This window comes from Pseudomonas libanensis, assembly GCF_001439685.1.
GTDB lineage: Bacteria > Pseudomonadota > Gammaproteobacteria > Pseudomonadales > Pseudomonadaceae > Aquipseudomonas > Aquipseudomonas libanensis.
The window spans coordinates 86,787-111,877 of the sequence record NZ_JYLH01000006.1 but is presented as its reverse complement, the minus strand read 5'-3'; the positions used below and the strand labels follow the sequence as shown (position 1 = coordinate 111,877).

The 25,091-nt window shown below is 57.9% G+C and carries 20 protein-coding genes; 11 read left to right on the top strand and 9 right to left on the bottom strand.

From position 1 onward, the window contains the following. The first annotated feature begins 151 nt into the window (after positions 1-151). From TU73_RS11440 to TU73_RS11430, 3 genes are all read left to right on the top strand, one after another. Positions 152-1,168 carry a PoNe immunity protein domain-containing protein gene (locus TU73_RS11440; protein ID WP_057012272.1) on the top strand — a complete coding sequence of 339 codons (1,017 nt, stop codon included), beginning with the start codon at positions 152-154 and terminating at the stop codon, positions 1,166-1,168. Positions 1,169-1,430: 262 nt separating this feature from the next. Beyond that, the gene (locus TU73_RS11435) at positions 1,431-1,910 is read left to right on the top strand and encodes a hypothetical protein (RefSeq protein ID WP_057012271.1); all 480 of its coding nucleotides are present in this window, start codon (positions 1,431-1,433) and stop codon (positions 1,908-1,910) included. Between the two features lie 2 nt (positions 1,911-1,912). Next, positions 1,913-2,383 carry a hypothetical protein gene (locus TU73_RS11430; RefSeq protein WP_414860414.1) on the top strand — a complete coding sequence of 157 codons (471 nt, stop codon included), beginning with the start codon at positions 1,913-1,915 and terminating at the stop codon, positions 2,381-2,383. Between the two features lie 10 nt (positions 2,384-2,393). Here the strand turns inward: TU73_RS11430 and TU73_RS11425 are convergent, their stop codons facing one another. From TU73_RS11425 to TU73_RS28260, 6 genes are read right to left on the bottom strand one after another with little or no spacing between them, the layout of a single operon-like run. After that, positions 2,394-3,146, bottom strand: a complete 753-nt coding sequence (locus tag TU73_RS11425) for an OmpA family protein (protein WP_057012269.1) — start codon at positions 3,144-3,146, stop codon at positions 2,394-2,396. Between the two features lies 1 nt (position 3,147). Then, the gene (tagF, locus tag TU73_RS11420; RefSeq protein WP_057012268.1) at positions 3,148-4,134 is read right to left on the bottom strand and encodes a type VI secretion system-associated protein TagF; all 987 of its coding nucleotides are present in this window, start codon (positions 4,132-4,134) and stop codon (positions 3,148-3,150) included. Beyond that, complete coding sequence (gene tssM / locus TU73_RS11415) at positions 4,131-7,778, bottom strand: type VI secretion system membrane subunit TssM (RefSeq protein WP_057012267.1); 3,648 nt, start codon at positions 7,776-7,778, stop codon at positions 4,131-4,133. The genes tagF and tssM overlap by 4 nt, the downstream gene beginning before the upstream one ends. Positions 7,779-7,814: 36 nt before the next feature. Next, entirely contained in the window at positions 7,815-9,146 is a 1,332-nt protein-coding gene (locus TU73_RS11410) for a hypothetical protein (protein WP_057012266.1), read from the bottom strand. Positions 9,147-9,173: 27 nt separating this feature from the next. Continuing rightward, positions 9,174-9,434, bottom strand: a complete 261-nt coding sequence (locus TU73_RS11405; RefSeq protein WP_048365494.1) for a PAAR domain-containing protein — start codon at positions 9,432-9,434, stop codon at positions 9,174-9,176. A 36-nt stretch (positions 9,435-9,470) separates the two neighbouring features. Then, positions 9,471-10,088 carry a M15 family metallopeptidase gene (locus TU73_RS28260; RefSeq protein ID WP_231984808.1) on the bottom strand — a complete coding sequence of 206 codons (618 nt, stop codon included), beginning with the start codon at positions 10,086-10,088 and terminating at the stop codon, positions 9,471-9,473. 456 nt (positions 10,089-10,544) lie between these two features. Here TU73_RS28260 and TU73_RS28950 point away from each other — a divergent pair, with 456 nt between their 5' ends. Next, positions 10,545-11,207 carry a hypothetical protein gene (locus TU73_RS28950; RefSeq protein WP_156421213.1) on the top strand — a complete coding sequence of 221 codons (663 nt, stop codon included), beginning with the start codon at positions 10,545-10,547 and terminating at the stop codon, positions 11,205-11,207. 19 nt (positions 11,208-11,226) lie between these two features. On the opposite strand, the gene tssA is transcribed toward TU73_RS28950, so the two are convergent. Next, the gene (tssA, locus tag TU73_RS11390; RefSeq protein WP_057012264.1) at positions 11,227-12,300 is read right to left on the bottom strand and encodes a type VI secretion system protein TssA; all 1,074 of its coding nucleotides are present in this window, start codon (positions 12,298-12,300) and stop codon (positions 11,227-11,229) included. 167 nt (positions 12,301-12,467) lie between these two features. On the opposite strand from tssA, the gene TU73_RS11385 reads away from it, so the two are divergent. Both TU73_RS11385 and TU73_RS28945 read left to right on the top strand, forming a co-directional pair. Continuing rightward, positions 12,468-14,201 carry a type VI secretion system Vgr family protein gene (locus tag TU73_RS11385; protein ID WP_231984809.1) on the top strand — a complete coding sequence of 578 codons (1,734 nt, stop codon included), beginning with the start codon at positions 12,468-12,470 and terminating at the stop codon, positions 14,199-14,201. Between the two features lie 390 nt (positions 14,202-14,591). After that, positions 14,592-14,768, top strand: coding sequence for a hypothetical protein (locus tag TU73_RS28945; RefSeq protein ID WP_156421212.1), 177 nt, complete (start codon positions 14,592-14,594; stop codon positions 14,766-14,768). A gap of 625 nt (positions 14,769-15,393) precedes the next feature. Here TU73_RS28945 and TU73_RS11380 read toward each other — a convergent pair. Next, a complete protein-coding gene (locus TU73_RS11380; protein ID WP_057012262.1) occupies positions 15,394-15,654 on the bottom strand; it encodes a helix-turn-helix domain-containing protein in 261 nt (86 codons plus the stop codon). A 421-nt stretch (positions 15,655-16,075) separates the two neighbouring features. Between TU73_RS11380 and TU73_RS11375 the strand changes: the two genes are divergently transcribed. After that, positions 16,076-16,375: a hypothetical protein gene (locus tag TU73_RS11375; RefSeq protein ID WP_057012261.1), complete on the top strand. Its 300-nt coding sequence runs from the start codon at positions 16,076-16,078 to the stop codon at positions 16,373-16,375. Here the strand turns inward: TU73_RS11375 and TU73_RS28255 are convergent. Continuing rightward, positions 16,314-16,538 carry a DUF2165 family protein gene (locus TU73_RS28255; RefSeq protein ID WP_082642580.1) on the bottom strand — a complete coding sequence of 75 codons (225 nt, stop codon included), beginning with the start codon at positions 16,536-16,538 and terminating at the stop codon, positions 16,314-16,316. The genes TU73_RS11375 and TU73_RS28255 overlap by 62 nt on opposite strands. Before the next feature lie 168 nt (positions 16,539-16,706). Between TU73_RS28255 and TU73_RS11370 the strand changes: the two genes are divergently transcribed. From TU73_RS11370 to TU73_RS11355, 4 genes are read left to right on the top strand one after another with little or no spacing between them, the layout of a single operon-like run. Next, positions 16,707-18,257 carry a TIGR02677 family protein gene (locus tag TU73_RS11370; RefSeq protein WP_197674130.1) on the top strand — a complete coding sequence of 517 codons (1,551 nt, stop codon included), beginning with the start codon at positions 16,707-16,709 and terminating at the stop codon, positions 18,255-18,257. Then, the gene (locus tag TU73_RS11365) at positions 18,254-19,522 is read left to right on the top strand and encodes a TIGR02678 family protein (protein ID WP_057012260.1); all 1,269 of its coding nucleotides are present in this window, start codon (positions 18,254-18,256) and stop codon (positions 19,520-19,522) included. Before TU73_RS11370 ends, TU73_RS11365 begins: the two co-directional genes overlap by 4 nt. Next, positions 19,519-23,664, top strand: coding sequence for a TIGR02680 family protein (locus TU73_RS11360; protein WP_057012259.1), 4,146 nt, complete (start codon positions 19,519-19,521; stop codon positions 23,662-23,664). The genes TU73_RS11365 and TU73_RS11360 overlap by 4 nt, the downstream gene beginning before the upstream one ends. Further along, positions 23,661-24,950 carry a TIGR02679 family protein gene (locus TU73_RS11355; RefSeq protein WP_057012258.1) on the top strand — a complete coding sequence of 430 codons (1,290 nt, stop codon included), beginning with the start codon at positions 23,661-23,663 and terminating at the stop codon, positions 24,948-24,950. Before TU73_RS11360 ends, TU73_RS11355 begins: the two co-directional genes overlap by 4 nt. The last annotated feature ends 141 nt before the right edge of the window (positions 24,951-25,091 follow it).

Below are 25,091 nucleotides of genomic sequence, written 5' to 3'. Positions count from 1 at the left end.
CTTGGCTTTTATCGCACTTTGGATTCTCGCAGATTTGCTTTTAAGCATTTCCCCAACACTTTTTGTTCTACAGATACTTTCCGATCTATTCAGCAATCCTCACCAGCAACCGTGACCACCAAGTGCGGGTACAGTTTGGTAGGTTAACGTCATGAGCTTTCACTTGATTAAAAGACAACAGTTCTTTTTAGAAAAACATTACAAGCTAGCCACCGAGATTCACAACCAAATAATTGACGATGACGACGGACTTGAGGCAAATTTGGCCTCTTCAAAAACCGAACCAAAAGAAAAGGTCTTCTTTGCGCACGGCATCGCCAACGACAAATTCAATCTATCAATGCTGGACTACACTGCTGGCGAGAGCGAAGTTATCTTAAGAGAAAAAATTGTAGGAATTATTGCTAATTACGAAAGATATGTAAACCTCCTCTGGAAATATTACGATGACGACAACCGCCCTGCATTTGATTTAGCCTTCATTGATGATTACACCACCCTAATGCAAATTATCGGACTCTGCTTTCTATTGCACAGATACGATCTGCTGCCAAGAATTGCCGCCCTGCAAGACGGCGTTAATAAAGAAAATGCTGGCATGGATACGCTTTTCGAAGAATTCATGTGTTATGGAATGGGACCCGAGGAGCGCTATCAAAGCGACTACCTGTGTTGCACCAAACCATACCGGGCGTTATTCCATGCTTTGACAGAGCTATCTGACGAAGCAAGACTTAAAGAGCTAAATACTTACCTCAAGCATTGGTATAAAGACCTCGCGGGTTGTGCGTGGCACGACAGCCATAAAGCTGAGGGTGGATACTTTGGTTACTGGAGCTTTGAAGCGGGAGCTGCCGTTGTTCTTCTAGGCATAGAGGATGACAGCAGCCTTCACAAATACCTCTATTACCCCAAGGACTTGGTTGCTTGGTACCGAGCCAACAAAACCAAATATTTAACTGATACAAAAGCCCTACGCGATCCTGCAACTAATGCCGACATTGCGGCAGGACAGTCCTGCCCAAAATCTGGCTGGTGGTTCACCCCCGCCCAACTCAACTCCCGCCGCTACGTTCAACAAGGTGTCATCTTTCCGGCAATAGACGGCAGTGACTACGGCTCTACGTTCTGGCAATGGAGCCCGGATCAATCTGCGCCGACACTGTAGTCGCGCAATGCATGAAGTAATTACTAAAGGACGATGCGAGATTCGCCAATGAACAGCCCCTATTCACTTCAACTCGAAAAAGCCCTCCAACGAGCGTCTGCTCCCGCGCCACTACCTGATCATTTCGGGGCTCGCGTTGTTGTTATTGGTGATTCTGGCAAAGGTCCTTGAAGATTGCCTGCCGCCCGCCTCTCCCCCGTTACTCTGCAAATGGCCTTGGCTACAAGCCGCCGTCAGCGACTGATGTGATGGTGGAATACCGATGAAAAACAAGAGCGATCTATACAAATTTGACGCCCTCCTGGGCACCCAACCTGACGCGCAGATCGCCAAACTGGCCAGAGTCTCACAAGGTGCTGTCAACAAGCGCCGCCGTAGCCTGGGCATTGCCTCGTACAACAGTAAAACTCCAAGCCGTATTGCCAGATATGATTTCTTGTTAGGCGTACTGTCCGACCAGCTCGTGGCTCATCTCGCCGGCGTGACAAAGGCAGCCGCAACGTTTCGGCGCACAAAGCTAGGAATCAAATCCCAACGCAGTCGACAGCCATCGCCCTTGGAAGGTCTCGATGGGCTGCTTGGCACTCAACCCGACAGCGTGATAGCCAGATTGGCCGGAGTGACCAGTGGCGCGGTACTTAAACGAAGGCGACGGCTGGGTATCGAGGCATTCAGTCGGTCCACACAGGATCCCTCTACAACGCACGCAAACAGATATATCAACTTGGCTGTGGATAAATGATTATGCGAGGACGCATCGTACTCACCATGCCCGCCACTGCGGCGGCTACGTTTGAGGCTTTTCATAACCATCGAGTACGCCTGGAATGGGACACCTTGTTGTCCCGCGCCGAGATCGAAGGTGGCGGTTGCCATCCCTATATCGACGCTATCAGTTACAACCAAGGACGCGGCTGGAAAAGGTGCCTGTCGATGCGCACTCGATTCGTGAACTACCGCACCTCGGAGCTGACGTCAGCAGTGCTGGTGGAGCCCAGTGGCCCATTTGCGTGGTGGGCTGCAACAATGCGCCACCGCGACCTGAGCGGCGGCACTTCGGAGTTGGTTTACTCATTCACGTTACAGCTGAGGCCCGCCGTGCTTGCCCGTTTAGTCAACGGACTGGCTATCCGGGTGTTTGAGTATGAAACGCGCAAACGCTTCCTGGCGCTGGACCAGTACTTAACCCACCAGGCGGGTAAATTTCGCAGTTAAGTGCTGACCTTCAATTCAAGATCTTGAAGTCAATTCGACGGTTTTTGCTCCGCCCCTCAACCGTACTGTTGTCAGCGATCGGCGCATCCGGTCCGCTCCCCGTTACTGACATGCTGCTGGACTCGATCCGCTTGCCGATCAGGTACTGACGCACCGCCGCCGCACGCGCCAAGCTGAGTTCAATGTTGCTCTCACGCAACCCAACATTGTCGGTGTGGCCGATGATCGCAATGCGGGCATTGTCCAGCTCGCGTATAACTTGCGCCATCTCATCCAGCACGATACGGCCCTTGGCGGTAAGAATCGCACTGCCGCTTTCAAACTCAATGGTGCGTTGGCCCAGCGTTTCATCCAGTGCTTGCTGTCCTGAGCTGACCTGCAAGGTGTTATGCACCTGATAGGTTTGGTTGAAGGAACTGGCCAACGTACTGGTGACCTCCTGACGCAACGCTTCGTTCTTCACATTACCGCTGACACGGATCTGATTGCCTTCCACTTGCACCTGCCCGGCCGAAATATTCCGAAGATTTTGGCTAAGCATTTTCAATACGTACTGATCCCAGTTCGCCGGGGCTACGACATTCCCCACTTCCATTTGATCGGTAATTTTCTCGGCACCGTACAGGTCACGCAAACGTGAGAGCACCTGCGCCCTCATCGCCTCGGAAGGCACGGTGCCGCTGACCACAATCTTGTCCTGAGCAGCCAGGGCAGCGTCGGCCAGGCACACCAATGAGAGCAAAAAGCCTAAGGCAATACGCATGTCATAACCCCAAAAAAGTTTCGCGAAAAGTATCTCTGGCGGTGCTCAAGCAAAGCCCCGGCTGACTGGTGTAGGTCGACATTTTTTTCAATGCGTAGCTCGCGCCGACCTCTTGCTCGACCCACTGAGGGTCTGCAAGCCAGATGGTGTCTTGTTCTTCAATTCGCGGATCAATGACACCGTACAGCCCTCGGGCGGAGGCGCCACCAAAACCCAGTGTCATCGTCGGTTGATGTTCACCACGTTGCAGCAGCATCAATTCAAAATCTGCTCGCCCCAAAAACTCGGCGATCAAATCGAGCCAAAATGCCGAAACCAGATGCCGGTGGAGCGGATCGGATGGGAGTGGCAAGCGCAAACCCTTACCCATTTTTGGCGCTCCCGTGCTCATGACCGGACGGAGCAGCAAACCGAGGGCCAGCAAGATCCGTCGAACATCAACCTGGTGCCCGGCCATGTTGAGCATCTGCTGTAGCGAGCCCATCGTCTGCGCTTGCAGAAAGCTGGCAAAGGTATGGTGTAGCGTGTCGGAGCTGACCGTAAGGTTGGCCTTATGCTCACTCAGCTCGTTCAAGATGAGTGTCGGCTCGCCGGCCTGCTTCGCCAACGACAGTTCACGGCCCAGCCGCGACCACATTCGGGTGAACGCCAATGGGCTGCGCGCAAGAAACTCCAACGGCTTTGCCACTTCAAAGGTAACACCGGCCATAAACGGAAATCGCCGGCCACTCGCATCGACACTGGGTAACAGGTGCCCACCGATCACCGATCGATGGCGAGAGCCCATAAAGGCAAAGTGAAACCCAGGTGCGCGGTCATAGAGAGATTTCCAGGCAACGTCCTGGGCCAGTAAATCCAACCCCTCAGTTGCCCACCGATCGAGAATGGCAATCAACGGTCGATGATTGTTCGCTGCCCTTACAAAATCACCGTGCGCTGGCAATTTACCAAAGTAGCTGATGGGTGACATCAGATCGTCCGAGGTCATGGCCGCTCCTCCAAGGTCGCATCCAGGCCAACGACAGCCAGCGGCAATTGCGTACCATCCAACCCTTTACGCTGGCTGCCATCGGCATTGGCGCGTGGATTACTGATGACCTTCATGGTGACAGGTACAACCCAATCGTCTTGACGCCACTGAAGCTCGTATGAGCCATCAGCGTTTTGTCGACTCTGAGCACTTTGAATCAGTTGGCCCAGCGCGTTTTGACCGACGAAGCTTTGAAGATCGATCGTCCTTCCGTCGTAGGTCACCACACTGACTTTGGCGGTTTGATTCGGCTTGCTGCTGTCCCAGACAAAGTTGTTCCACTGAGCGGGGGTGTTGCGGTAGCGCAGCTGTTGATCACCTACCAGCACGCTGTACTCACTGAACCCGGCAGCAGAGCCAGGCAATACCTGGAACGTCACCAGCGCACCGCCTTCAGCCGTTTGGCCCAACGGGGCAACCCATTGCGCGAAATTGCTCATCAAGGACGGCGACAGGCTCAGCCCGACATCTGCCCATTGCTTGCTGACCAAGCTGTTTCCGCGACGAATCACCAACGGGCCGAGGCTGTCGTTAACAAACTGTGCGATAGCCCCTTGTGGTCCAAACACCTGGGCAATTTCGGCAGTGCCTGCTTCAATTTGCCCCGCAGGGGCAAAGGGGTACTTGCCCGCCAAGGTTTGTTGGAACGGCTCATGAACCTGGGCTTTCCAGACCTTGTTGATCTCGTTGTGAGTCGGTGGAATCAGTGCACCGAATGTTTGGATCATCGGCCATAACAACAGCGGCCGTAACGTGCGACGCTGGCCATCTTCCATGCTGGACAGCAGTTGCTCATCGACCAGCCTGAGCCCAGCTGACAACTCGGAGGTGGCGCTCGCATCCAGGGTCTGCACCATCAACTCACGAGCACCTGGCCCTGGGTCGCCCTGGGTCTGGATGGCATTCAAACGCGTACGAATGCCGGACAGGTTTTGCAGGTAGCTTTGCAGCAGTGAAGGCGCGCTGTCGCGAGCCACCATCAGTCGAGCAATCCCGGAAAACTCGAGACCTACGGGCCCGACCGGAATTTCTCCGGCATTGGCGCCTGCCAACGCCTGCGCGTCGTCAGGGGCCTTGGAAAACCAACTCAAAAATCCACCCTTGGCCGTTTTGAGCCCCTCATTGATCAGCGAGGGGTTGTCCCACGATGTTTGCCGGTAGATCGCCTCCATCAGCTTGCGCATAGGCGAGTTCTGCGGGTCACCCAGCTGGTTCATCGCCGCACTGGCGTCACTGAAGCTGGAAAAGCTGGCAACGGTGATGCCTTGCAGAAACTTTCTCCACTCTGCGATGTACTCCTGGGTATACAACTGCTCCAGCTCTTTTTGGATATGCTCTGGACTACCTGACAGCGTCAGGTCATCCGCACGCGCGCTCTGCAGCACCCAGTCCGTGGTGGTCAGCTCTTTATGGGAAGCGTCGCGAATGGCTTGTTTCACATAGCCTTCCCACGCCTCTCGAGAGAAGGCGCCAGAAATGGCATAACTTCCAGCAAAGATCTTGTCACCCTCCCCCAGCAATCCCGCAACTGTCACACTCGGATAACGTGTGGCAGCCCTGGCTTTGAGCTCTGCATAGACTCTGTCTCGCGCCGGCAGCCCTTGCATCACGCCACTGAGCGTACGACGAGAGTCATCAGTCAAGGTGACCTTGGTATCCAGGACGGGCCAGTCGGGTGCATTGGATTGGCGGATATAGAAGCTCATTAAGCGTTCGGCACGGCGTGCCATGTCTTCGCGGTCCATGCCACCGCGATTGTCTTCCAGCCAGAGGCGCCAGAAACGGGTGAGCTGGTCACTCAGGTGTGCGGGTTCTACGCGTTCGGCAGTCCCCAGCATCAAATACGCTTTCAGGGCGTTGTAAGCATCCTGGACATTGCTCGGCGATGGGGGCTGGTAGACCCCGACGGAAGCTGTACTGACGGGCGCCATCGATTTCGCTGGCTTCAGCGCAGCAGATTTCGCACTGACCTGGCGCAGGTAGGATTCCAATTGCTCCGCCACCGGCGTCAGCATCACCTGCCGCATGCCTTGGAAATACTCATGACGCAATTTGGCTTCCAGTGCTGCACCCTGATAGAGGCCCAGCCCCAGCATCAACGGATGATCGTCACGGTACTTTTGTAGCTGGCCCAGCCGATCTTGAATCACCTGCAATGCTTCAAGGCGCGACTGCAGGTCAATACGATCCTTCTGAATGTCCTGGGCCTTACGCAAATCGGCCTGGACGTTGCTTACCAGCTGTTGATTGTTGGTGTAGGACCATGTCCAACCCGCCAAGCTACCGCCGAGCAACAACGCGGTGCCGAGGAACGCTACAGAACGTTTTCGAGTCCGTGAACGACTGGAATGCTGGCGCACCAACTGCCGATCGGCGAACACCACCTTGCGGAACAGATCCAGGAGGAAGTAGCTGTGGCGGGACAACTGCTGTTCTTCACCAGGCACATTTGATTGTTGCGCGGCGCTCAGACCAAAGCGCCGCGCAATTTCGTTGGACATGCCGCAAACGCTGGCAATTTCCTGGACAGCACTGGTGAAATAAAAACCTCGAAATACCGGCCTGTACTGATAAGGATTTTCCTCGAACAGCGCCATCAAGAACGTGCTCAGGCTGGCCTTGATGCCTTTGAACTCAAGCGGCAAGGTCAACAACCCCGGTGCTTGGACACCCCCACGGTTAAGCGCCATCTGCGCCAGACTCATCTCCTTGAGGCCGTCACACAACTCATCGAAGTGCTGGTCAAACTGGCTGACAGCCTCGGGGCCTGATTGAGAATTGAAAGCGAAGGTGGCTCCCCACACTTTTTCTCGTTCCTGAGGTCCCAGCGTCTGGAAAAAATCATTAAAACCATTGATCAAGTCGACCTTGGTGAACACCACGTAGACCGGAGCGACCACCTCAAGGCGCTCGGTCAGCTCCTGAATACGTTGGCGCAGCTTTTTGGCCAAATCAATCGCAAATTCCGGCGAATTTCCGGTCAGCTCGGCAACGCTGGCCGCGATAATAATCCCGTTGATCGGCGCGCGCGGGCGGTGTTTGCGCAACAGGCTCAGGAACGACAACCACTCTCCCCGGTCCGCGTCCTGCACCGAATAGCGCCCGGCGGTATCCAGCAGGATGCCTTCAGTGGTGAAGTACCAATCGCAATTGCGCGTACCACCGATCCCCTGCAGCGCAGAGCCTTTTTGATCATTGAAGGGAAAGGTCAACCCGGAGTTCAAGACCGCTGTGCTTTTACCTGCTGCCGGGTTGCCGATCACCATCAGCCACGGCAATTCGTACAGTGCCTCTGACCCGCTGCGCCGACCAAGGCGCGAGGATTTGATCGCGTGGAGTGCCTCTTCAAGCCGTTGGCGTAACTCTGGAGTGTCCCCCTCTCCACCGGCCACCATCTGATGCAACGCCACAGCCGATTTCTTGGCCACGATTCGCCGCCACAACCAAGCGGCTGCCAATGCGACAAGCGTCAACACCAGGAGCGCAAGGAGCACTTTTTTCAACGTGGCAGCATTAAGAAGGAGCAAGCCTGCAACGATCAAGAGCCCGACAACAGCGAGCACGCGAGAGTTGGAAAAAAAAGCGGAGAAGCGGTTAATCATTGTGAACAGTTCCCGGGGCTAACGTGATACGCAAATTCATGCGAAGTCTTGAAGAGGCTTTGGAGCCGGTGGCGGCGAGGGCTGAATGCGGCAGACTGCTCGCCAAAAGGGATCCTGAACCGACACCAGCAAGGTTTCCTGCTGCGCCTCAAGGCTGTTTGACGCGGCTAATGCCAATGAGGCCAGCGTTGTCACTGCACCCATCTCCCCACAGCACACCGGCAAACTCAGGCATTCATCGATAGGGTCCAACTCGGGAAGCGCTGCGTGCAAAGCAGCCAAGATTTCGGTCTGCCGAGAGGTACGCTGATCCGCATCGGCGATCACCACACTGACCAGTGGAAGGTCCATGCTGTATTGCTCGAGCAGGCGCTGGAGCGTCGCCGCTCGCACCTTTCCGGGCAAGTCCGCCGATTGCGCTCGTTGTTCGCTGCGAAACGGATGAATAATCGCCGCTACGGGCCCTGTGGCCGTGGGGAGCCCACATGCGATCAGCAGAGCGCACGCCCCCTCTCCGGAGACCTCCGGCAGCGCCTCAAGTAGCGCATCGTCCTGGATAAACGAATCAATGGCGACCACGACCTGTAGATGGGACTTCGCGTCCAAACCCTCGGCATGGCGCAACTGCTCGATAAAATTCAGCACCTGGCGAGTGTCGCTCGCACCGTGAACAAACACGGGGCACTCCAGGCCATGCTCGGAGAACGGCGTAAAGGCGGATGCCAGCCATTGGCGTGTCGTTGTTTGGGTATCGATCGACCAGCGAGTGGGGACAAGGACATGCACAGGCAAGGGACTTCGAAGCTCGCTCCCATCGATACTGTCGCGCTCCAAGTGGCGCATCAGCAAAGGTTCGAGAACCTCTGAAGCCAACAGTAATGCGCGTCGAACATCGATGGGTAACGGATCGTCTTGCCCTGATTCGATGAAATCCTCAGTGCTCAAGGCATCAATCCAGGCAATACGACGTGGGAACCCGTTTGTGTCTTTCAGTGTGGGGTGAAGAGCCGGTCGGTCACGCGCTTTCAGCGCTTCGATAACCCCGGCAGGCTCATCGCCAAGCGGCAAATACAGGCTCCAATCCCGTATCTGAACTGGCATGACGTGTTCAGCGGCCAGCATCGGCTCAACATCCGCCAGATCCTCCGCAGGCCCCGGCTGTCGGCGGCGCTTCAGCCACTCAACGCCCTGGTACAACCCCCAATACCCCAGGCACAGCGCCGTGGGTATCACCAAAAAGTGGGCGACAATGTCTTCCGCCGTCGGCAGACGGTAATGGTCACGCCAGGACCACAGGGTAAAGCCCCAACTACCGGCAAAGACCAACACTACCCACAGCGTTTTGTAGCCAAGGACTCGTTTAAACATCAGATTCCATTCCTGCTCGCCCTATACTTACGGCCTGTACGTCGTGGATTGGCCTGCAATCAACACGGCGCCACATGTGGTGAGATCACCGTCGCGGGCCGAAGCCTTGTCATCCACCTCATAGTCGCCGTCGCCAGTCGTTATCACTGTGGGGCCATGGACAGGACAAGCCACCAGATCACCTACGCGGGCAATGCCCTTGTCGTTGATCGTCGAATCATCACTGGCCTCCATCACCATCCCGCCGTGGCTGGTCGTATCCCCTTTTACAATCAAAGGTCGCGTCATCTTCGCTCTCCATGTAGGCCCAAGCACTGCATCTGCTCAGGGTTGAGGCGTGGATCTGGCCGACGGCCCACGGCCGGCAGTGCGCAGTTCCACATGCCCGAAATCCATCAGTTTCCAGCGGCCACCCCAGGTTAAACCCAGCTCTTCAGCGACCTGCCCGTACAACTCGTATCCGCGCATCGCCCAAGGGTCTTTCTCGGTGATCACCAACTTCCCCTCTCGCAAAAACGCACTGTCCGCCGCCAGACCGTATTGGTGGTAGCTCTGCCAGGCCTTGGCATTGGTCGTTCCTGGCAGGAGGCCAAGAACGTCTTGCCGTTCCGGGCTGCGATAGCCCTCTAGCAACACCATTTCGTACCCATGGCGCTCCAACATCACCTTGTAAACCACCAGCAGGCGCTGGACGAAGTCGGCATCCATCTTGTCCCATGACCTGTCTGCCGCGCCGGTGCGGGGTCGAATTCGCTCTACCTCTCGGGAGGTGAACACCTGCGGCGGCAACGCGCGGGGCGGCACCAACCGCTCACCACGCAACAGCTCTGCAATCAAGCTTGGCGCCTCTCCACGATGAACATCGCTGCCATACCCTTCGAGCTCCACCGTCCCGCGCAAATTGAAAACCAATGCGGGCGGCAACAGCAGCAAGAGAAGCATTAGCCAAAGGAGGCGTTGGTAATGAACGAGTGGCAATAACCAGCGCCTACAACTAAATCCAAGGCGAGCAACACTACTGCTAGAAACAGAAACAGAACTTCCCACGCCCGAAAAGAGAATCTTCCTACAAGACTTTAGGAGGCATCCTATTGATCCTGAGTATGCCGACACGCGCTCAGGAAACAACAACCACCACAAGTAAACAATCGCACTTGCGGTCAAACAAAAAACTACGAGCAATAGCATGAAGTATACAACCCGCCTCAAAAAAAAATATAGAGCCAGCGTCAAACGGCGACCCCAATTTGACGCACCATCAAAATGACAGCATTGAAAATTAAATAGAGCTGCGCCTAAATCCCTGGCAACATTTTGCGCCACTCAAACTTGCCAGCCCGCAAATAAGCGCACACCACCTCACTGGCGAAACAGCCGCCAAATACCGGAATCGATGCCGTGACATCAAGTAACGCACATTCAAAAGCGCCCAGCTTGCTAGCGGACGCTCAAGACGGCAGCACTCCCGATATCCGCCCGATTAACAACGCAGGCCAGTCCAGCACCCGCTCAAGGAAGACTCTGTACATTTGGCTGAGCATCATCGCGCTGACACTCGCAACCGGCGTGGCCTGGGTATTCGATTCGGCGCCTCAAGTCGCTGAAAATCCCACAGAGGCTTATACCGCCAGCAGCACAGATGCCCCCGACCATTTGCCCTCCATGAGCGAGCAAACGCCACCACCAATGATCAGTGAGTCCGCCCAGATTTTTAACGAAGCCCCTACGGAGCAACCCGCAAACCTCATCAGCGCCACCGGCGCCAGCCCACCTCCCAGCAAAACACCACCTACCCCAGCCGCAAAACCTCACCACAAAACCCCTGCCGCACGCTCGGCAAACAGCACAACTTCCTCACCTCGCGCCAGCGATGTAGACGTGCTGATTGCTCTGATGAGCTATATCGAAAGCCCGGACAACGACCTCTCCCCGCCCACTCGCAAAGCCCTGCAAGAACGTATCAAAGCCTGCCCGGCAGCCAACACCGAAGCGGGCATTGACTGTCGTCAGCGTATTTGCGCCGACCTTCCGGGCTCGGTGAGCTTGTGCCCCTCGCCTTGACCACCAGTAAACCCAGAGGTCAGCCGCCACTTTCGGCAGCCTTGGCCACACCCAGCACCTGTTCCAGACGAACCAGTGCGGCGTCATCCTTCAGCACCACCTTGAGCCACTCATGCAAAGGCATCTCCCCCCATTCAGCCGCTTGGTTTGCCATGTAAGCCACCGGACTATGGGGCTCAGCCTGACGAAAGTAATTTGCCACCTCGCGCAGCCGATTCAGCGCCTCCTCGCGCGAAGCAATGCCTGACACCGCGACCTGAACATCAGTTACTGACGGCGCAGCAGGAGGAGGCAGCAAGTGACTGGAGTGCTGCTCAAGCACTGGAATTTTCGATTCCTCCCCCCCACGCACATCCACACCCGCTTCTTTGGCCAACCGCTGAATACTGCTGCAAGCGGAGTCCAACGTCTCTCGGATTGCGGCAAACCTGGGCGCCTGATCACCTAGACGCGCCACTGCCTGGTGCTCCAGACCGCTTAGCGCAGCGACTGCCTCCTGAACTGCAAGCCATTGGTGTTGATAGAACCCTACCGGCGTTGCAGCCCTGGCACGCTCCAACTGCTCCAGCGTTACATGCTCGGAATCCCCAAGGCGAGCACCGCCAGATCGCTGGTGCGCCACGGCATAGTCAGAGAGCGTGTACGGCCGCACACCATCATCCACCACAGGAATTGAGGACACCCAGCGCAAGCTCTGCTTGAGCACCCACGCCAGACAACCAACCCGCTGCTCAACATCGTCTCCGTCCTCGATGGCGGGAAACAAGTCGTCCCAGTACTGCTCAACCAACCCTGCAATCAAGCTGTAGCCTTGGGCCAGCCCTGAGAATCCCTGGGTGTAGACCCAACCCTCCGTCAGCCATCCTGCAACACGCAGGTCTTTACTATCCTCTCGCAACAGTTTCGAACACCGTTTAACTACTTCCGGCCAATTAGCGACTTTAAGATCGGCAACCCACTCACCTTGCTCTAACGTTGGATCATCAAATTCCCGGAGTTTTTGTATTTCATCAAACTCAGACGAGTATGTAAGATCTTTTCCCTCACCATGTAAGCCATTTATAGCACGTAACAAAATTTCAAGATCAGACACTAAAACCCCCTGCCGGTGATGCAATATTCTGTTGTAAGTGATTACACTACGCCCAGTCAGAAACTACGCCAGATAATCATCACTGTGTTTTTTCCACCAGACAAGCCTGCGCTTAAAACTTTCGCTTAGCAGCAGGCATAAAGCGTACGACACGGATTTCAACGCCGATGAGCACAACTGCACCGATCATTATCAGTCACACACGCCTGCACTCGCTTGAATCAACACTAGACCAACTTCATGTAGAGCGTTGGTCCGGTTATGAAGTGCTGTCCGATCTTTACCGCTGGGATGTACTGGCCTTGACCGGCGACCACGCGTTGCCGCTCAACACCCTCCTCGGCCAAAAGTTCACCCTGCTGACCACCCTGGCGGATAGCCGTCAGTGCCGGCGCAGTGGGCTGGTCAATGTGGCACGGCGCATCGGCAGCGACGGCGCGCTGACCCGCTACCATGTGCAACTGGTGCCTTGGCTGTGGATCCTGACCCAGAGCTTTCGCTCAAGGGTGTTCCAAGACAAGACCGTGCAGGAGATCATCGACCAGGTATTCACAGGGTATGCGGATTACGCCAGCTGGCGCTTCACCAGCGACGCCGTGCAACTGCTCAGCGCGGTGCGACCCCGTAGCTATTGCGTGCAGTACCGCGAGAGTGACTTTGACTTCGTGCAGCGACTGCTGGCCGAGGAAGGCTTGGGCTACTGCTTCGTCGAAGATGAACTGAGCCCCTCCGGACATCGCCTGGTCATCTTCGGTGACAGCCCCATGCTGCCTGAGGACCCGACTTCCGCTGGTGCCACCGGCTTACGCTTTCACCGCGCCGATGCGACAGAAGAACAGGACACCATTCAGTTCATGGGCCGCGTCCATCAATTGGGCAGCCACCGCGTCACGCTATTGAGCTGCGACTATAAAAGTCGCCAGGCCATCAGCGCCTCGCGCCCCATCGGCCCGGAACGCGAAGGTCTGGAAAGCTATGACCCGGTGGGTGACTACGCCTTCGCCAACCTCAACGAAGCCGAGCATTACACCCGATTGCATATCGAAGCGATGCACACTGAACAAGCGTCCTGGCAAGGCCGCGGCGCCGTGCGCAGCGCCCGGACCGGCACGCGGTTTCATCTCGGCGAGACGCCCTGGGCCGCTGCCGAGCATATGCGTGATATGCAGGATTTTCTGTTCACCGAAGTACGCAGCTACGGCATCAATAATCTGGAATTTGGTGTGCCTGAACTGGATGCTGATACAGCAGCATTGCTGCGCCTGGAAACGCTCGACACAGAAGTACTCAGTGAAGCTGACCGCAGTGGTTTCGCCCAGCAATTTCGCGCGGTACTGCACACCCAGCGTTGGCGCCCTACCCTCGTCGACGGCACCGGCCAACGCCTGAATCCACGCCCGACCGCTCATGGGCCGCAGACCGCCATAGTCGTTGGCCCCGAAGGTGAAACCACGCCCGGCAGCAGCGGGCCTGTGCACTGCGATGCACTGGGTCGGGTCAGGGTGCGCTTTCATTGGCAGGCCGAAAACGACAGCGGTGCCTGCTGGATCCGCGTCGGTCAGGCGTTCGCGGGCAGAGGCTTCGGCGCCCAATTTCTGCCGCGCATTGACCAGAAGTCCTGGTGCATTTCGTCAACGGCGACATCGACCGGCCGATCATTTCCAAGGCGCTATACAATGGCCGCGGCGAAGGTGGTGTGCCCCCGACGCCGGGTGGCGCCCCTGGCGAGAGCAAACTGTCGGTCTATGAAAAAGCTGGCGATCAACGCTCCAGCGCCGAAGCCAATCTCGCCGGTGGCGGCGGCTACCTGCTGTCGTCCTACACCATCAGCGACGGCTGGTCCTCTGCACCTCCACCGAACGGGCCGCCTTACTGGAGTGTTCCTGCTTGATGAGTACTGACCGTCGGCGCCATTGCTCCGCGAACACGACGCCAATGCTCTGCCTTCGCGTCTGACTCTAAAGTCGGGGGCATTCCGGACTGGGCGCACGGGGGATCGACTGGGTTTGCCATCCTGATCGCTGCCTCTTCGAGCCCCTTTCCAGGACTCTTCTTTATTATCTTTTCGCAGCAGGCCTGGGGTCATCAAGCATAGCCAACCGGACGCGTCTTGGTCGACGCCATGCCCGCTTTTTGACAACAAAATTATCGGTAAAAAAATATTTCACACAATTCAAACCAGGTTTCTACACTCTGCTCAAACGCCCGTCATTTGTTTGATCAGATTGTCCAGACATGGTCGAGGGCACCCAACACAATCAGTTGTTTTATCACGATAGAGAACAAGACTCATGTCGTCAAACAAAGGGGTTTCACAGCTAATTTTTGTATTTTGGCCAAGGCGTCGGCTGCGCATCCTCACGGATGAAGAAGCACGTTTGATTGAGCACTTCCGCACGCTGTCGGAAGCCGACCGTGTAGCCATGCGCTATTTGACCAGCGCCTTCAAGGAGGTGTCCCGTTTTTGATAGATATACCCCCATCGCCAATCTGATGATGGATGCCAACGTGATGCGCTCTGAGCTCAACCGTGCCTCTATCCAGTCCGCCTAGAAAGATCACTCCTACACCTCCTCCAAACACTTCCGACAGCCCCATCTGAAATACCCAACAGTCACAAAAAATAACGAGCCCTTTTCCAAAATAAACGTTATGTATTCAGTTGTTCTGGGCAAGAAGCCCACATATCCATTCATTTCATGAAGAATCAGGATCATGCCAAGTACTCCACACTCCCCCACACTGCGTACTGCCCCCGGTACATCCCTGCACCCCCACCAGCTCACCCGAGAGGAAGAGCAACTGGTGCGCTACTACCGTTGCTTGTCGGAACAGGATCGTGAAGCCGTGCGATGCCTGATGTTTGCGGTCAGGGAAACCAGCGGGTCCGAATGCCCTCACCCATAAAAAGTGACGCAGTCATGGGGCGGCGACGATGAAGTACCTGCGGGGTTGGATACGTTGCCGGGAGCCTGTCGCCAACACCCTACCGTTCAGAAGTTAATTACCGTTGCGAGCCGTCACGCCGTAAGCCAATCGCCTGCCGCGGGCTCTCTGCTGTGTGCTCCAGCTCTTGTCGCCAGGAACCTCTCCTCAGCCCCCTGTTTTCAGCCAGTGGGCGTTGACGCTCAACAGTCGTGCGATCCGATCGAGCTGCGAGTGCGGGATGCCCCGTGCAAACCAGTTGTTCAGCCGCTGGGGGCTGATCTTCAAAAACAGTGCGAAATCCATTGGCGAGATGTTGCACTCATTCAACAACACCCGCAGACGCCCTCCGGAGCATTCCGCGCTGACAGCCCGAAGGGTCATTGATTGTCGCGCCATACACGCTTTTTTCCCTTGCCCAAAGGCCATTCCTTGCTCCTTGTGTAACTCCCTGTGTTTTTTGCCCCGTTCACGATGCGGGCTCGCTGAGTATAAACACGACGCTCACCTAGCCCAATTTCTATGCTGCAAAGCCTCGTCGGTTGAACACGACAATGCGCTCATTGCAATCGGACAGGGGCCGCTCCAATAGCTTGATCAGTCAGAGTCCAGCCGTGTGGCCGATAAGCAACAACGGGACGATAGACCCTGCTGTAGCTGATTTCCTACAGATCCAGAAATATCTGCCGTGGGTTCCGTCTCGATTTCGTCCAAGTGATTGTGGGAGCAATTACGTGTTCCTAGACTCCGCAGCCGTAGGGCAAATCCCTGTCCCTTCGAAGATTCGAACAGGCGGCATGTAGCAAAACTGCCTGCTCGCTACCGCCGCCACTCGCAAGGAGCCACACCCGTGACCAAAACCTCAACCACCCTCTTATTGTTTGCACTGGCCAGCCTGCTAACAGGTTGTTCCACCACCCCCAATGTCCTGCAGATGCACAAAGTCACCGCCGAAGCGATCGGCCTCGCCTCAACGGATGAGCTGACCATGGGCCCAGTGACCAAAGGCAAGGAAGACTTCCTGGGTGGTGCTGAACTGACATTTAAAGCCACGACAGCAAAGGGACGCGTATTCAACTGCTCGACATTCATGACCCCGGGCATCCTGCTTGAGCCGCCGACGTACTCGCGGCTGACCTGCACAAAGTAAGCCCGACATCCGGTGCGGGCAGCGCACGCGACATGGCGGCCTTGCCGGAGAATGGGGCGCCCATGCTCAGTACGTGCTGGACGAAGTTGAATTTTGAGGTGCTGGCGGTGAGGTCATTGAACACCGCCAGCGCGGCGAAGGCCGCTGACAGGAAGATGTCCATCACTGCCGGAACACTGGATGGGCTATAGGCCTACTTCAGGACATTGCAACCGATCACGCATCGCCGTACAAAATGAAGTAAAAATATGGCTCAAAGGCAAAGCTTGGCAAATAGCGAAGAGATCTGAAGAATGGCCTTATCGATCACGGCAGGACACCGAGGCGAAACTTGATCACTCATGACACATACTGGCCGGAGGCGTCAGCAGACCTGTTTCGCCACGCCACTGCAGAAAAGGCGTCCATCTATCGTGCCATTATGGAGGTGTTCGCCGCCGCCAAGCGCCAGTACCGTCTGCAATTACGACCTGACGAGGTACTATCCGAGGCAAACTGGGGCCACCGGACACCACCGTCTCATGAGGAAGTCGCCGCCGCACTGAGCCAACTGGCTATGTGGGGTAACCTCGAATCACAACCGGACATGACGCGTGTTTCCACCCTCAACGATTACTACCGGGCACGTTTTCTCTATCGACTCTCGCACGGCGGCGAGGCTGTAGAGACGGGCCTGCTCGCATTCGCGCACAGCCTGCGCCATCGTGCGGAACTGCAGACAGTAGCATTAGAGGACATCGACAGCCGCCTGCGAGCCTTGCAGCAATTGGTAGCTGAGGCGCAGTCGTCTGGCAACCTGGATACTGCCAAGGCGCATGAGATCCTGCGCGACCTAGTGCGAGTATTTGAGGGACTCACCGAAAATGCCCAGGCATTCATGGCCGGAGTGACACGTAGCCTGGAACTGCAGCAAGCCGACGCAACCACTTTGGTTGCCTATAAGCGACGGCTAATCGACTATCTCGAGCGATTCATGGGCGATCTGATCCGTCGCTCCGATGCCATCGCCCGCATACTGCATGAATTGTCCGTCTCCATCGACCCTATCTTGCTTCAGGTGGCTGCGCGTGAGGCACGAGACGCAGCGCCCAACGGTACTGGCGAACAGGTCGAGGAAACACAGCGTCGCCGGGAGATCTGGCGCGAACGCTGGAAAGGATTGCGCGGCTGGTTTTTGCCGACCGGTAACGAACCGCCTCAGGCAGAACTACTGCGTGCGCGTGCGCGCTCAGCGATTCCACAACTTTTGAACGCCATTGCGACGATTAATGAGCGACGCAGCGGGCGCAGCGACCGGTCAGCCGACTTCCGGGTTCTGGCGCAGTGGTTCGCCGCCTGCGACAGCGACGACGATGCCCACCGCCTCGCTCGTGCGGCATTCGCCCTGCAGCCGGCTCGTCACTTCTCGCTCGAGGTTGCTGACGCCGAAGACGTGCCGGCGAGCACTTCCTGGTTGGATGCTCCGCCGCTGATCATTAATCCTCGCCTGCGCGAGTATGGCGAAGCCGCGCCGCGAGGCGCATTGGCTAAGGTGCGGGATCGCAGCCGGGATCGCGCCCTGATGGCTCAGCAACTGGCACAGGAGTCGCGTCAGGTCGAGGCTGCGCGTCGGCGACTGGCGACCGGTCGCACAACGCGTTTGTCGGAGCTGGGAGAGCTCGATGCGCCTGCCTTCAGCCTCTTCCTGGGACTGCTTGGCGAGGCACTGGCCGAGCAGCACGACCCGAGTAGTTCTGTCGAGCGACAGACGGGCGACGGTCTGTTGCACATTCGCCTGGAGCCTCTGGCTGAAGACAGTCGTGCCCGCATATGCACGGCAGCCGGGGTGTTCTCCGGCCGTGATCATCTATTAACGATCCGGCTCACCGAGGAAAGGTCATGACTATTGCCTCATCCCGCCGCGACACCAGGCATGTCGGAGAAACGCAGAAGGCGCAACAGCAGGACGAATTTCGCCGGGCATTGCGCAGCCTGCTGATGTGTCCGCTCATGCCGCCAGGGCACGCCGACTTTCCCGCCGTACGGCGTCAGGCCGACCGCCTTCATGAGTGGTTCGCCCGCGAGGCCGGCTGGCCACTACATGTGGACCGCGAGGGTGCGCGGCTGCTCAAGCGTCCAGCCGATTTGTCCGACCCGACCCGCGGCCTGCCGGACCACGACCGGCGTTGCTACGTACTGCTGTGTCTCGCTGCAGCAGTACTGGAACGAGCGGATCCACAAATTACCCTGCGACAAATTGGCGGACGAATCGTACAACAAGCCGCCGACCCTGCGCTGGAAGCCTTGGGATTCACCTTCACCCTGAACGGTGCTAACGAAAGACGCGAACTGGTCATGGTCTGCCGCACGCTCCTGGGTCAGGGCATCCTGGAACGTGTCGCCGGCGAGGAGGAAAGCTTCGTGCAGGACGGCAGCGGACCACAGTCCGACGCGCTTTACGATATTCATCGTCGCCTGCTGGCCGGCCTGCTGGCGGCGGTGCGCGGGCCCTCGACCTGGAACGCAGAGGATACCCCGGGCAACACCCAGGCGCGGTTAAATGCGCTGGTGACCGGCTTTACGGTAGATAGCGAACAAGGCCGACGCGATGCCATACGCCATTACCTGGCGCGCCGCCTGCTGGACGATCCGGTGCTGTACACCGACACTCTGGACGAAGAGGCGCGCAGCTATTTCGTCAATCAGCGCGGTGTTCTCGCCAGTCGTTTGTGCGAAGCCACCGGATTGGTTGCCGAGCAACGTGCCGAAGGTCTGGCGCTGATCGACGAGAGCGGGCAGCTCACTGATGTGTCCATGCCGGCGGAAGGCACCGAGGCTCATGTAACCCTGCTGGTGGCTGAGCACTTGGCTCGGCGCCTGCGGGAAGAGCGCGCGCCGTTGCGAGTGGCCGAAAGCGACATTGCTCTGTTCCTGCGCCAGGCCACGGAGCGTTATGGCCGTTATTGGCGCAAGTCGGCACGCGCGCCTGGCGCCGAACACGAGCTAACGCAGATCGCCATCACGCGCCTATGCCGTCTGGGTCTGATGCTGCGCGATGGGCATGATGTGTGTCCATTGCCCGCCATTGCTCGTTTTTCACTCGGGCAGACCGAGGTGCGCAATGCCCGTAGCACCGAATCCTTGTTTCTACCCGAGCCCAATGCATGAGCAGCGATCTCTTCATCACTTCCTCCCGCCCCAGGCTACCCGAACCTTTACGCGAGCGCTGGCAGCCACTACGCCTGGGCCTTGTCGAACTGTTCCACTACGACAGCGAGGAGTTCTGGTTCCATGACGGCCATTTACTGCTACGCGGCAATAACGGCACCGGCAAGTCAAAGGTGTTGTCATTGACTCTACCACTGTTGCTGGACGCACAATTGCGCTCCTCACGCGTCGAACCTGACGGTGACAGCGGTAAGAAGATGGCCTGGAACCTCCTGGTCGGCACCTATCCCCGCCGCATCGGTTATAGCTGGATCGAGTTCGGCCGGCGCGAGCACGATGGCCGCCCCCGCTACCTGACTCTGGGGGTTGGCATGTCTGCAGTCGATGGTCGGTCCCAGGTGGACAGCTGGTTTTTCATCATCGAAGGCGACGGTACGACAGCGGACCCACGTATCGGCGAAGATTTGTGGCTGACGACTGCGGAGCGCCAGGTTCTCACGCGCGAACGCCTGCGCGATGCACTGGGAGGACGAGGCCAACTGTTCGAAAACCACCAACTCTATCGTCGCGCTGTGGATGAGCGCCTGTTCCAGCTGGGCACACGACGTTTTGATGCTCTGATGGATACACTAATCCAGCTACGTCAGCCGCAGCTGTCGAAGAAACCCGACGAGACTGGCCTCTCCAACGCGCTGAGCGAGTCATTGCCTCCGCTGGCACCTGAACTGTTGAGCGATGTGGCCGAGGCGCTCAACCAGTTGGAAGAGGATCGCATTCAATTGGAAGATGCGCGCCGATTGGAACAAACCGTCACTCAATTTGAACAGCGCTACCGCGTCTACGCCGGTATGTTAGCGAGACGCCAGGCGCGTGAACTGCGCCAGGCCCAGACCGCCTTTGATAATGCCAGCGAGGCGCGTAACCGAGCGCAAGATGAGCTCGCCGGCGCAGAAGACGAGCAAGATGCCGCCAAAGCCGCATACGAGGCTGCAAAGCTGGCATATTCGGCCGCCCGGGAGCAAGTCGAGACACTCCAGAGCGACCCTGCCAACCAGGACGCCAACCGTCTCGTCCAGGAACAAAACAATGCCGCCGAACGACAACGTGCAGCGCTTGCGGCGGCCCGACAACGCAATGAAGCCCGCACCAGACTCATCAGCGAAATAGACCTGAACCAGCAACGGATCGTCCAGGCCACCCAGGCCCGCGATGAACTGGAAAAGGCACGCACCTGTACGCAAGATGCAGCCGAAGCGATTGCCATTGCAGCCAACGTCGCGACCAATCCGCTACTCAGTCTCGAAGCCGAAGTACTCGCAGAACTACCGCTCGGGCACAGGGCAGCCGAAGAGGCCTTGCGTGAGCAGGTTAGGGAGCGACGCCGGGACATCGCGCATCTACGCCGACGCCACGCAGAGGTCAACCAGCACCAAACCACACGGGCGAACGCCCAAGAGAACGTCCGCACCGTTCGTACTGAGCTGGACACTGCATTGGAACAACGCGAGCAGGCCGACCAACAGGCCGAACAGCAGGCAGGCGCACTGCTTGATGCCTGGTCCGAGCTCTGCAAAAACCTTGTACAGTTGCGGTTCGAGGCTGAACCCACCTTGCAGCAATTGGCCGAATGGGTGGCCCGCCCGGAAGGTGACAACCCGGTACAAGCGGCAATGGATACGGCCTGGCGCCAGACGCTGCAACGACACGCCGACCGACAGGCGGCGTTGGACAGCAGCCTTGCAGATCTGGACAAACAGCGCGCCGATATCGAGGACGAGCGCACCCGCCTGGCCGCCGGCGAGGATGCACTCCCCCCCGAGCCGCCTACCCGTGCCAGAGGTGTGCGCCTGCAACGTCACGGCGCGCCACTTTGGCGTCTGGTGGACTTCCACCCGAGCCTGGATACGACAGAACGTGCCGGATTGGAGGCCGCCCTGCAAGCTAGCGGCCTGCTCGACGCCTGGCTGTCGCCGGATGGAGTATTGAACGATGACAACGGCAAGCCGCTTCTGGATAACAGTTGGCGCCAGCGCACCTCGGTGAACGGTACCGACCTGAACTCTGCGCTGATTCCTGCGGTGCTCGAAGCCTGTCCAATCGAACAGGCAACCCTGACTGGCCTGCTGGCGTGTGTTGCATATGGCACCGAAGAGCCTGGCGATGTCGAAGCCTGGCTCTCTCCCGATGGACGCTATCGCCTGGGGCCGTTGACAGGCTCCTGGCAAAAAACCGAGGCAGACTACATCGGCCGCAGCGCACGAGAACTGGCCCGGCAACGTCGATTGGAGGCCCTCGCGACGCTCCTCGCTGAATTGGACATTGCGCAAGCACAACTGGCGCGGCGATCCGAAACCCTGGCCGCAGAACGCACCCAAGCCGATCTGGAAAGGCAAGCCTCACCGCCTGAGCGTCCTCTGCACGATGCAATCGCTGCTACGTTGCAGGCCGCTCGCGTGGTGGATCAAACCCGGCAGCGGCTGGCAATGGCGACGGCACGTTGCCAGGAGGTCGAAGACGCCTGGCAATCGGCACGCGAGCAGTTGGAGCACGACGCGACCGACCTGCGTCTCCCCTCCGAACCCGAGCGGATAGCCGCAACCGAAGAGGCTTTGGAATACTTCGATGTCGTCCAGGCACTTCTAGTGCAGGCAGTACGCGAATGGCAGCGCGCATTGCCCGATCAGCGCCACCAGCAGCAACGCGAAGATGAGGCGCGCAGGATCCTGGAACAGACCGACGAAAGTCTGGTGATCGCCGAGGAGCAGGCCGAGCAGGCACGGGTACGCTTCGAGACCCTACAACAGTCCGTAGGCCAGCAAGTGGAAAAACTACTGACCAAACTGAGCGCCGCGCGAGCAATACAAACCCAGGCCGAACAGGACACAGAGGCGTGCCGTGAGGTGCTAGGCAAAACGGACACACGGCTGGCCGTGGCCGCAACGCTTGTCGGCCAAAGCGAGCAGACCTTGCGCGAGCGCAGCGACGACCGAGCGGCGGCCGTCGAACGTCTTCACCACTTCTGCGCCAGTGGCTTGCTGGCGGCCGCATTGCGTGACCTGGAGCTGCCCGAGCATTGGAGCATCGACCCCGCGCTGAATTTGGCACGCCGCATCGAGCAGGCGCTGACCCGGATTGCCGATGACGACGCGACCTGGACTCGAGTACAGAATCAGATTGCCGAAGACCTGAGCGAACTCCAACGTGGCCTAAGCGCCTTGAATCACCAGGCTATCTCGGTACCCAATGACTGGGGTATCACCGTCACCATCCAGTACCAGAATCGTGCCGAACGCCCCGATACGCTCGCACTGCGGCTGGCCGAGGATATCGCCCAGCGCAACGAATTGTTATCTGCGCGCGAACGTGAAGTATTGGAAAACCACCTCCAGGCGGAAATCGCCGCCGAACTGCAGCGCCTGATGCGATCCGCGGACGACCGCGTCAAGGCAATAAACCACGAACTGCACAAGCGCCCAACCACCACAGGCGTACGCTACCGCCTTCTATGGGAGCCACTATCTACCGAGGACGGCGCCCCGGCTGGCCTGGAAGCTGCCCGCCAGAGCCTGCTCAATACCAGCGCAGACCTTTGGGCGGTCGAAGATCGGCGGGCGGTAGGCGTCATGCTGCAACAGCAGATCGCCGCCGAGCGCGCTCTGGCCGACGCCGACAGCGCCGGCAGAAGCCTGCTCGATCAACTCGCACACGCGCTGGACTATCGCTACTGGCACCGTTTCCGTATCCAGCGCCAGCAGGATGGCCAGTGGCGCAAGCTGTCCGGCCCCGCCTCCAGCGGCGAACGCGCACTTGGCCTGACCGTACCGCTGTTTGCCGCCATCGCAAGCTTCTACGGCCACGGCGGCAGTCCATTGGCGCCACGCTTGATACTGCTTGATGAGGCTTTCGCCGGTATCGACGACACCGCGCGGGCTCACTGCATGGGACTGGTGCGGGAGTTCGACCTGGACTTCGTCATGACCAGCGAGCGGGAGTGGGCCTGCTACGCGGAACTGCCTGGAGTATCGATCTGCCAATTGCAGCGTCGTGAAGGTATCGATGCGGTGTTTGTCTCACGCTGGACCTGGGATGGCAGGGCTAAACGGCTCGAAGAAGATCCTGACCGCAGGTTCCCATCAGTATGAAAACCACCGTCGACCCGCGCCTACAGCGTCTGCTAGGTGAACCAGCACTGGCCGCCCTACGTCAACGCCTGCGCCGTCGTTTTGAACTCGCCGATGCGGAACATTCGCCATCCTCGATTCAGCTGAACAACCTTGATTCAGCGGAGTACTCGGCTCTTTGTCAACTGACCGGCCGCCCTTCACGTATAGCGCGCTCAATGACATTGGATATCGCCGACCTTGACGCGCGGTTGCGAGCCGCCGGGTTGGCTGATTCACTACAAAATGCACTGGAGCATCTGGATGGCCCTATCGTTGCCAAAGCTAGTCTGCGCAAAGAGCTATCGGCGCAATGGGCGGCGCTGACAAGATCCGCGTCGGCCGCAAGCGGTCCTCTCTTAAGTAGCTGGCTGCAAGATACCGCTACATCCTTACCTTTACTCAAGCGTCTGGGACGCGATCCCACGCACGCCGGCCAGTTGCTGACAGCAGCTGACCGCGTGCTCTGCCGATTACCGGCGGAGGGACTGCCTCGCTCACAACTGGCCGCCGAAACCCTGGGCGATGCCCACGCACTGGACGCCGGTCGTCCAGTAGCAAGCCTGGTACTGTCGGCATGGCGACTACGTGAGCGCACGAAAGCTGCACTGGACGACAAAGCGACAGGCCAGAGCAATGACGGTAACGAAGAGCGTCTACGCGAAGTCTGGTCAAGAGCGGGAGTTCTCATTAACGAACTGGCCCGCCCTGCTCTCTTCCTCAACCTGCCCGTGGAACCGGATGCCCCCCGCACCTGGCTGCCAGGCGAACCCGGCTACCTTTCTCTGCGACAACTGGTTCGCCAGCCATATTCCTGGCAAGTAGATGGGCGCAATGTTTACGTGTGTGAAAATCCAAACATCGTGGCCATCGCCGCCGACCGCCTCGGTGCCGACAGTGCTCCGCTAGTATGTACAGACGGCATGCCCGCCGCCGCGCAGCGAATCCTGCTCGACCAACTGTCCTCTGCCGGCGCACAACTGTACTACCACGGCGACTACGACTGGCCTGGGATCGGCATCGGTAACCATGTCATGCGCACCTGGCAGGCAATCCCTTGGCGATTCGGGTGCAATGACTACCTGGAGGCAATGAGGGTAGCGCCAACACGACCGCGCGATCTGGATACCTTCGGGATCGAGGCTTTATGGGACAAAGAGCTCCGTGCAGCTATGGACAACCAAGGGATCGCAATTCCAGAGGAAGCGGTTGCCGGCAAACTTCTGGGCGATCTGAGCCATGGAAAAAAGCCTTTCGATCATCAATGAACCACCTAAAATCGCTTGGCTACGAGGATTGACTGTAATCAACGAAAATCACCGCAGAGAGATCCAAATCTCAAACGATGGGCTCGTGGGCAAAATGGCATAAAATGCCAATGATCGAAAAAACCTGCTTGCCCAGAGCTG

What these genes read in the sequence shown, in the direction of transcription:
- TU73_RS11440 (WP_057012272.1), top strand. Translation starts at nt 152, where the DNA reads ATGAGCTTTCACTTGATTAAAAGACAACAGTTCTTTTTAGAAAAACAT.
- TU73_RS11435 (WP_057012271.1), top strand. Translation starts at nt 1,431, where the DNA reads ATGAAAAACAAGAGCGATCTATACAAATTTGACGCCCTCCTGGGCACC.
- TU73_RS11430 (WP_414860414.1), top strand. Translation starts at nt 1,913, where the DNA reads ATGCGAGGACGCATCGTACTCACCATGCCCGCCACTGCGGCGGCTACG.
- TU73_RS11425 (WP_057012269.1), bottom strand. Translation starts at nt 3,146, where the DNA reads ATGCGTATTGCCTTAGGCTTTTTGCTCTCATTGGTGTGCCTGGCCGAC.
- tagF (WP_057012268.1), bottom strand. Translation starts at nt 4,134, where the DNA reads ATGACCTCGGACGATCTGATGTCACCCATCAGCTACTTTGGTAAATTG.
- tssM (WP_057012267.1), bottom strand. Translation starts at nt 7,778, where the DNA reads ATGATTAACCGCTTCTCCGCTTTTTTTTCCAACTCTCGCGTGCTCGCT.
- TU73_RS11410 (WP_057012266.1), bottom strand. Translation starts at nt 9,146, where the DNA reads ATGTTTAAACGAGTCCTTGGCTACAAAACGCTGTGGGTAGTGTTGGTC.
- TU73_RS11405 (WP_048365494.1), bottom strand. Translation starts at nt 9,434, where the DNA reads ATGACGCGACCTTTGATTGTAAAAGGGGATACGACCAGCCACGGCGGG.
- TU73_RS28260 (WP_231984808.1), bottom strand. Translation starts at nt 10,088, where the DNA reads ATGCTTCTCTTGCTGCTGTTGCCGCCCGCATTGGTTTTCAATTTGCGC.
- TU73_RS11385 (WP_231984809.1), top strand. Translation starts at nt 12,468, where the DNA reads ATGAGCACAACTGCACCGATCATTATCAGTCACACACGCCTGCACTCG.
- TU73_RS28945 (WP_156421212.1), top strand. Translation starts at nt 14,592, where the DNA reads ATGTCGTCAAACAAAGGGGTTTCACAGCTAATTTTTGTATTTTGGCCA.
- TU73_RS11380 (WP_057012262.1), bottom strand. Translation starts at nt 15,654, where the DNA reads ATGGCCTTTGGGCAAGGGAAAAAAGCGTGTATGGCGCGACAATCAATG.
- TU73_RS28255 (WP_082642580.1), bottom strand. Translation starts at nt 16,538, where the DNA reads ATGGACATCTTCCTGTCAGCGGCCTTCGCCGCGCTGGCGGTGTTCAAT.
- TU73_RS11365 (WP_057012260.1), top strand. Translation starts at nt 18,254, where the DNA reads ATGACTATTGCCTCATCCCGCCGCGACACCAGGCATGTCGGAGAAACG.
- TU73_RS11360 (WP_057012259.1), top strand. Translation starts at nt 19,519, where the DNA reads ATGAGCAGCGATCTCTTCATCACTTCCTCCCGCCCCAGGCTACCCGAA.
- TU73_RS11355 (WP_057012258.1), top strand. Translation starts at nt 23,661, where the DNA reads ATGAAAACCACCGTCGACCCGCGCCTACAGCGTCTGCTAGGTGAACCA.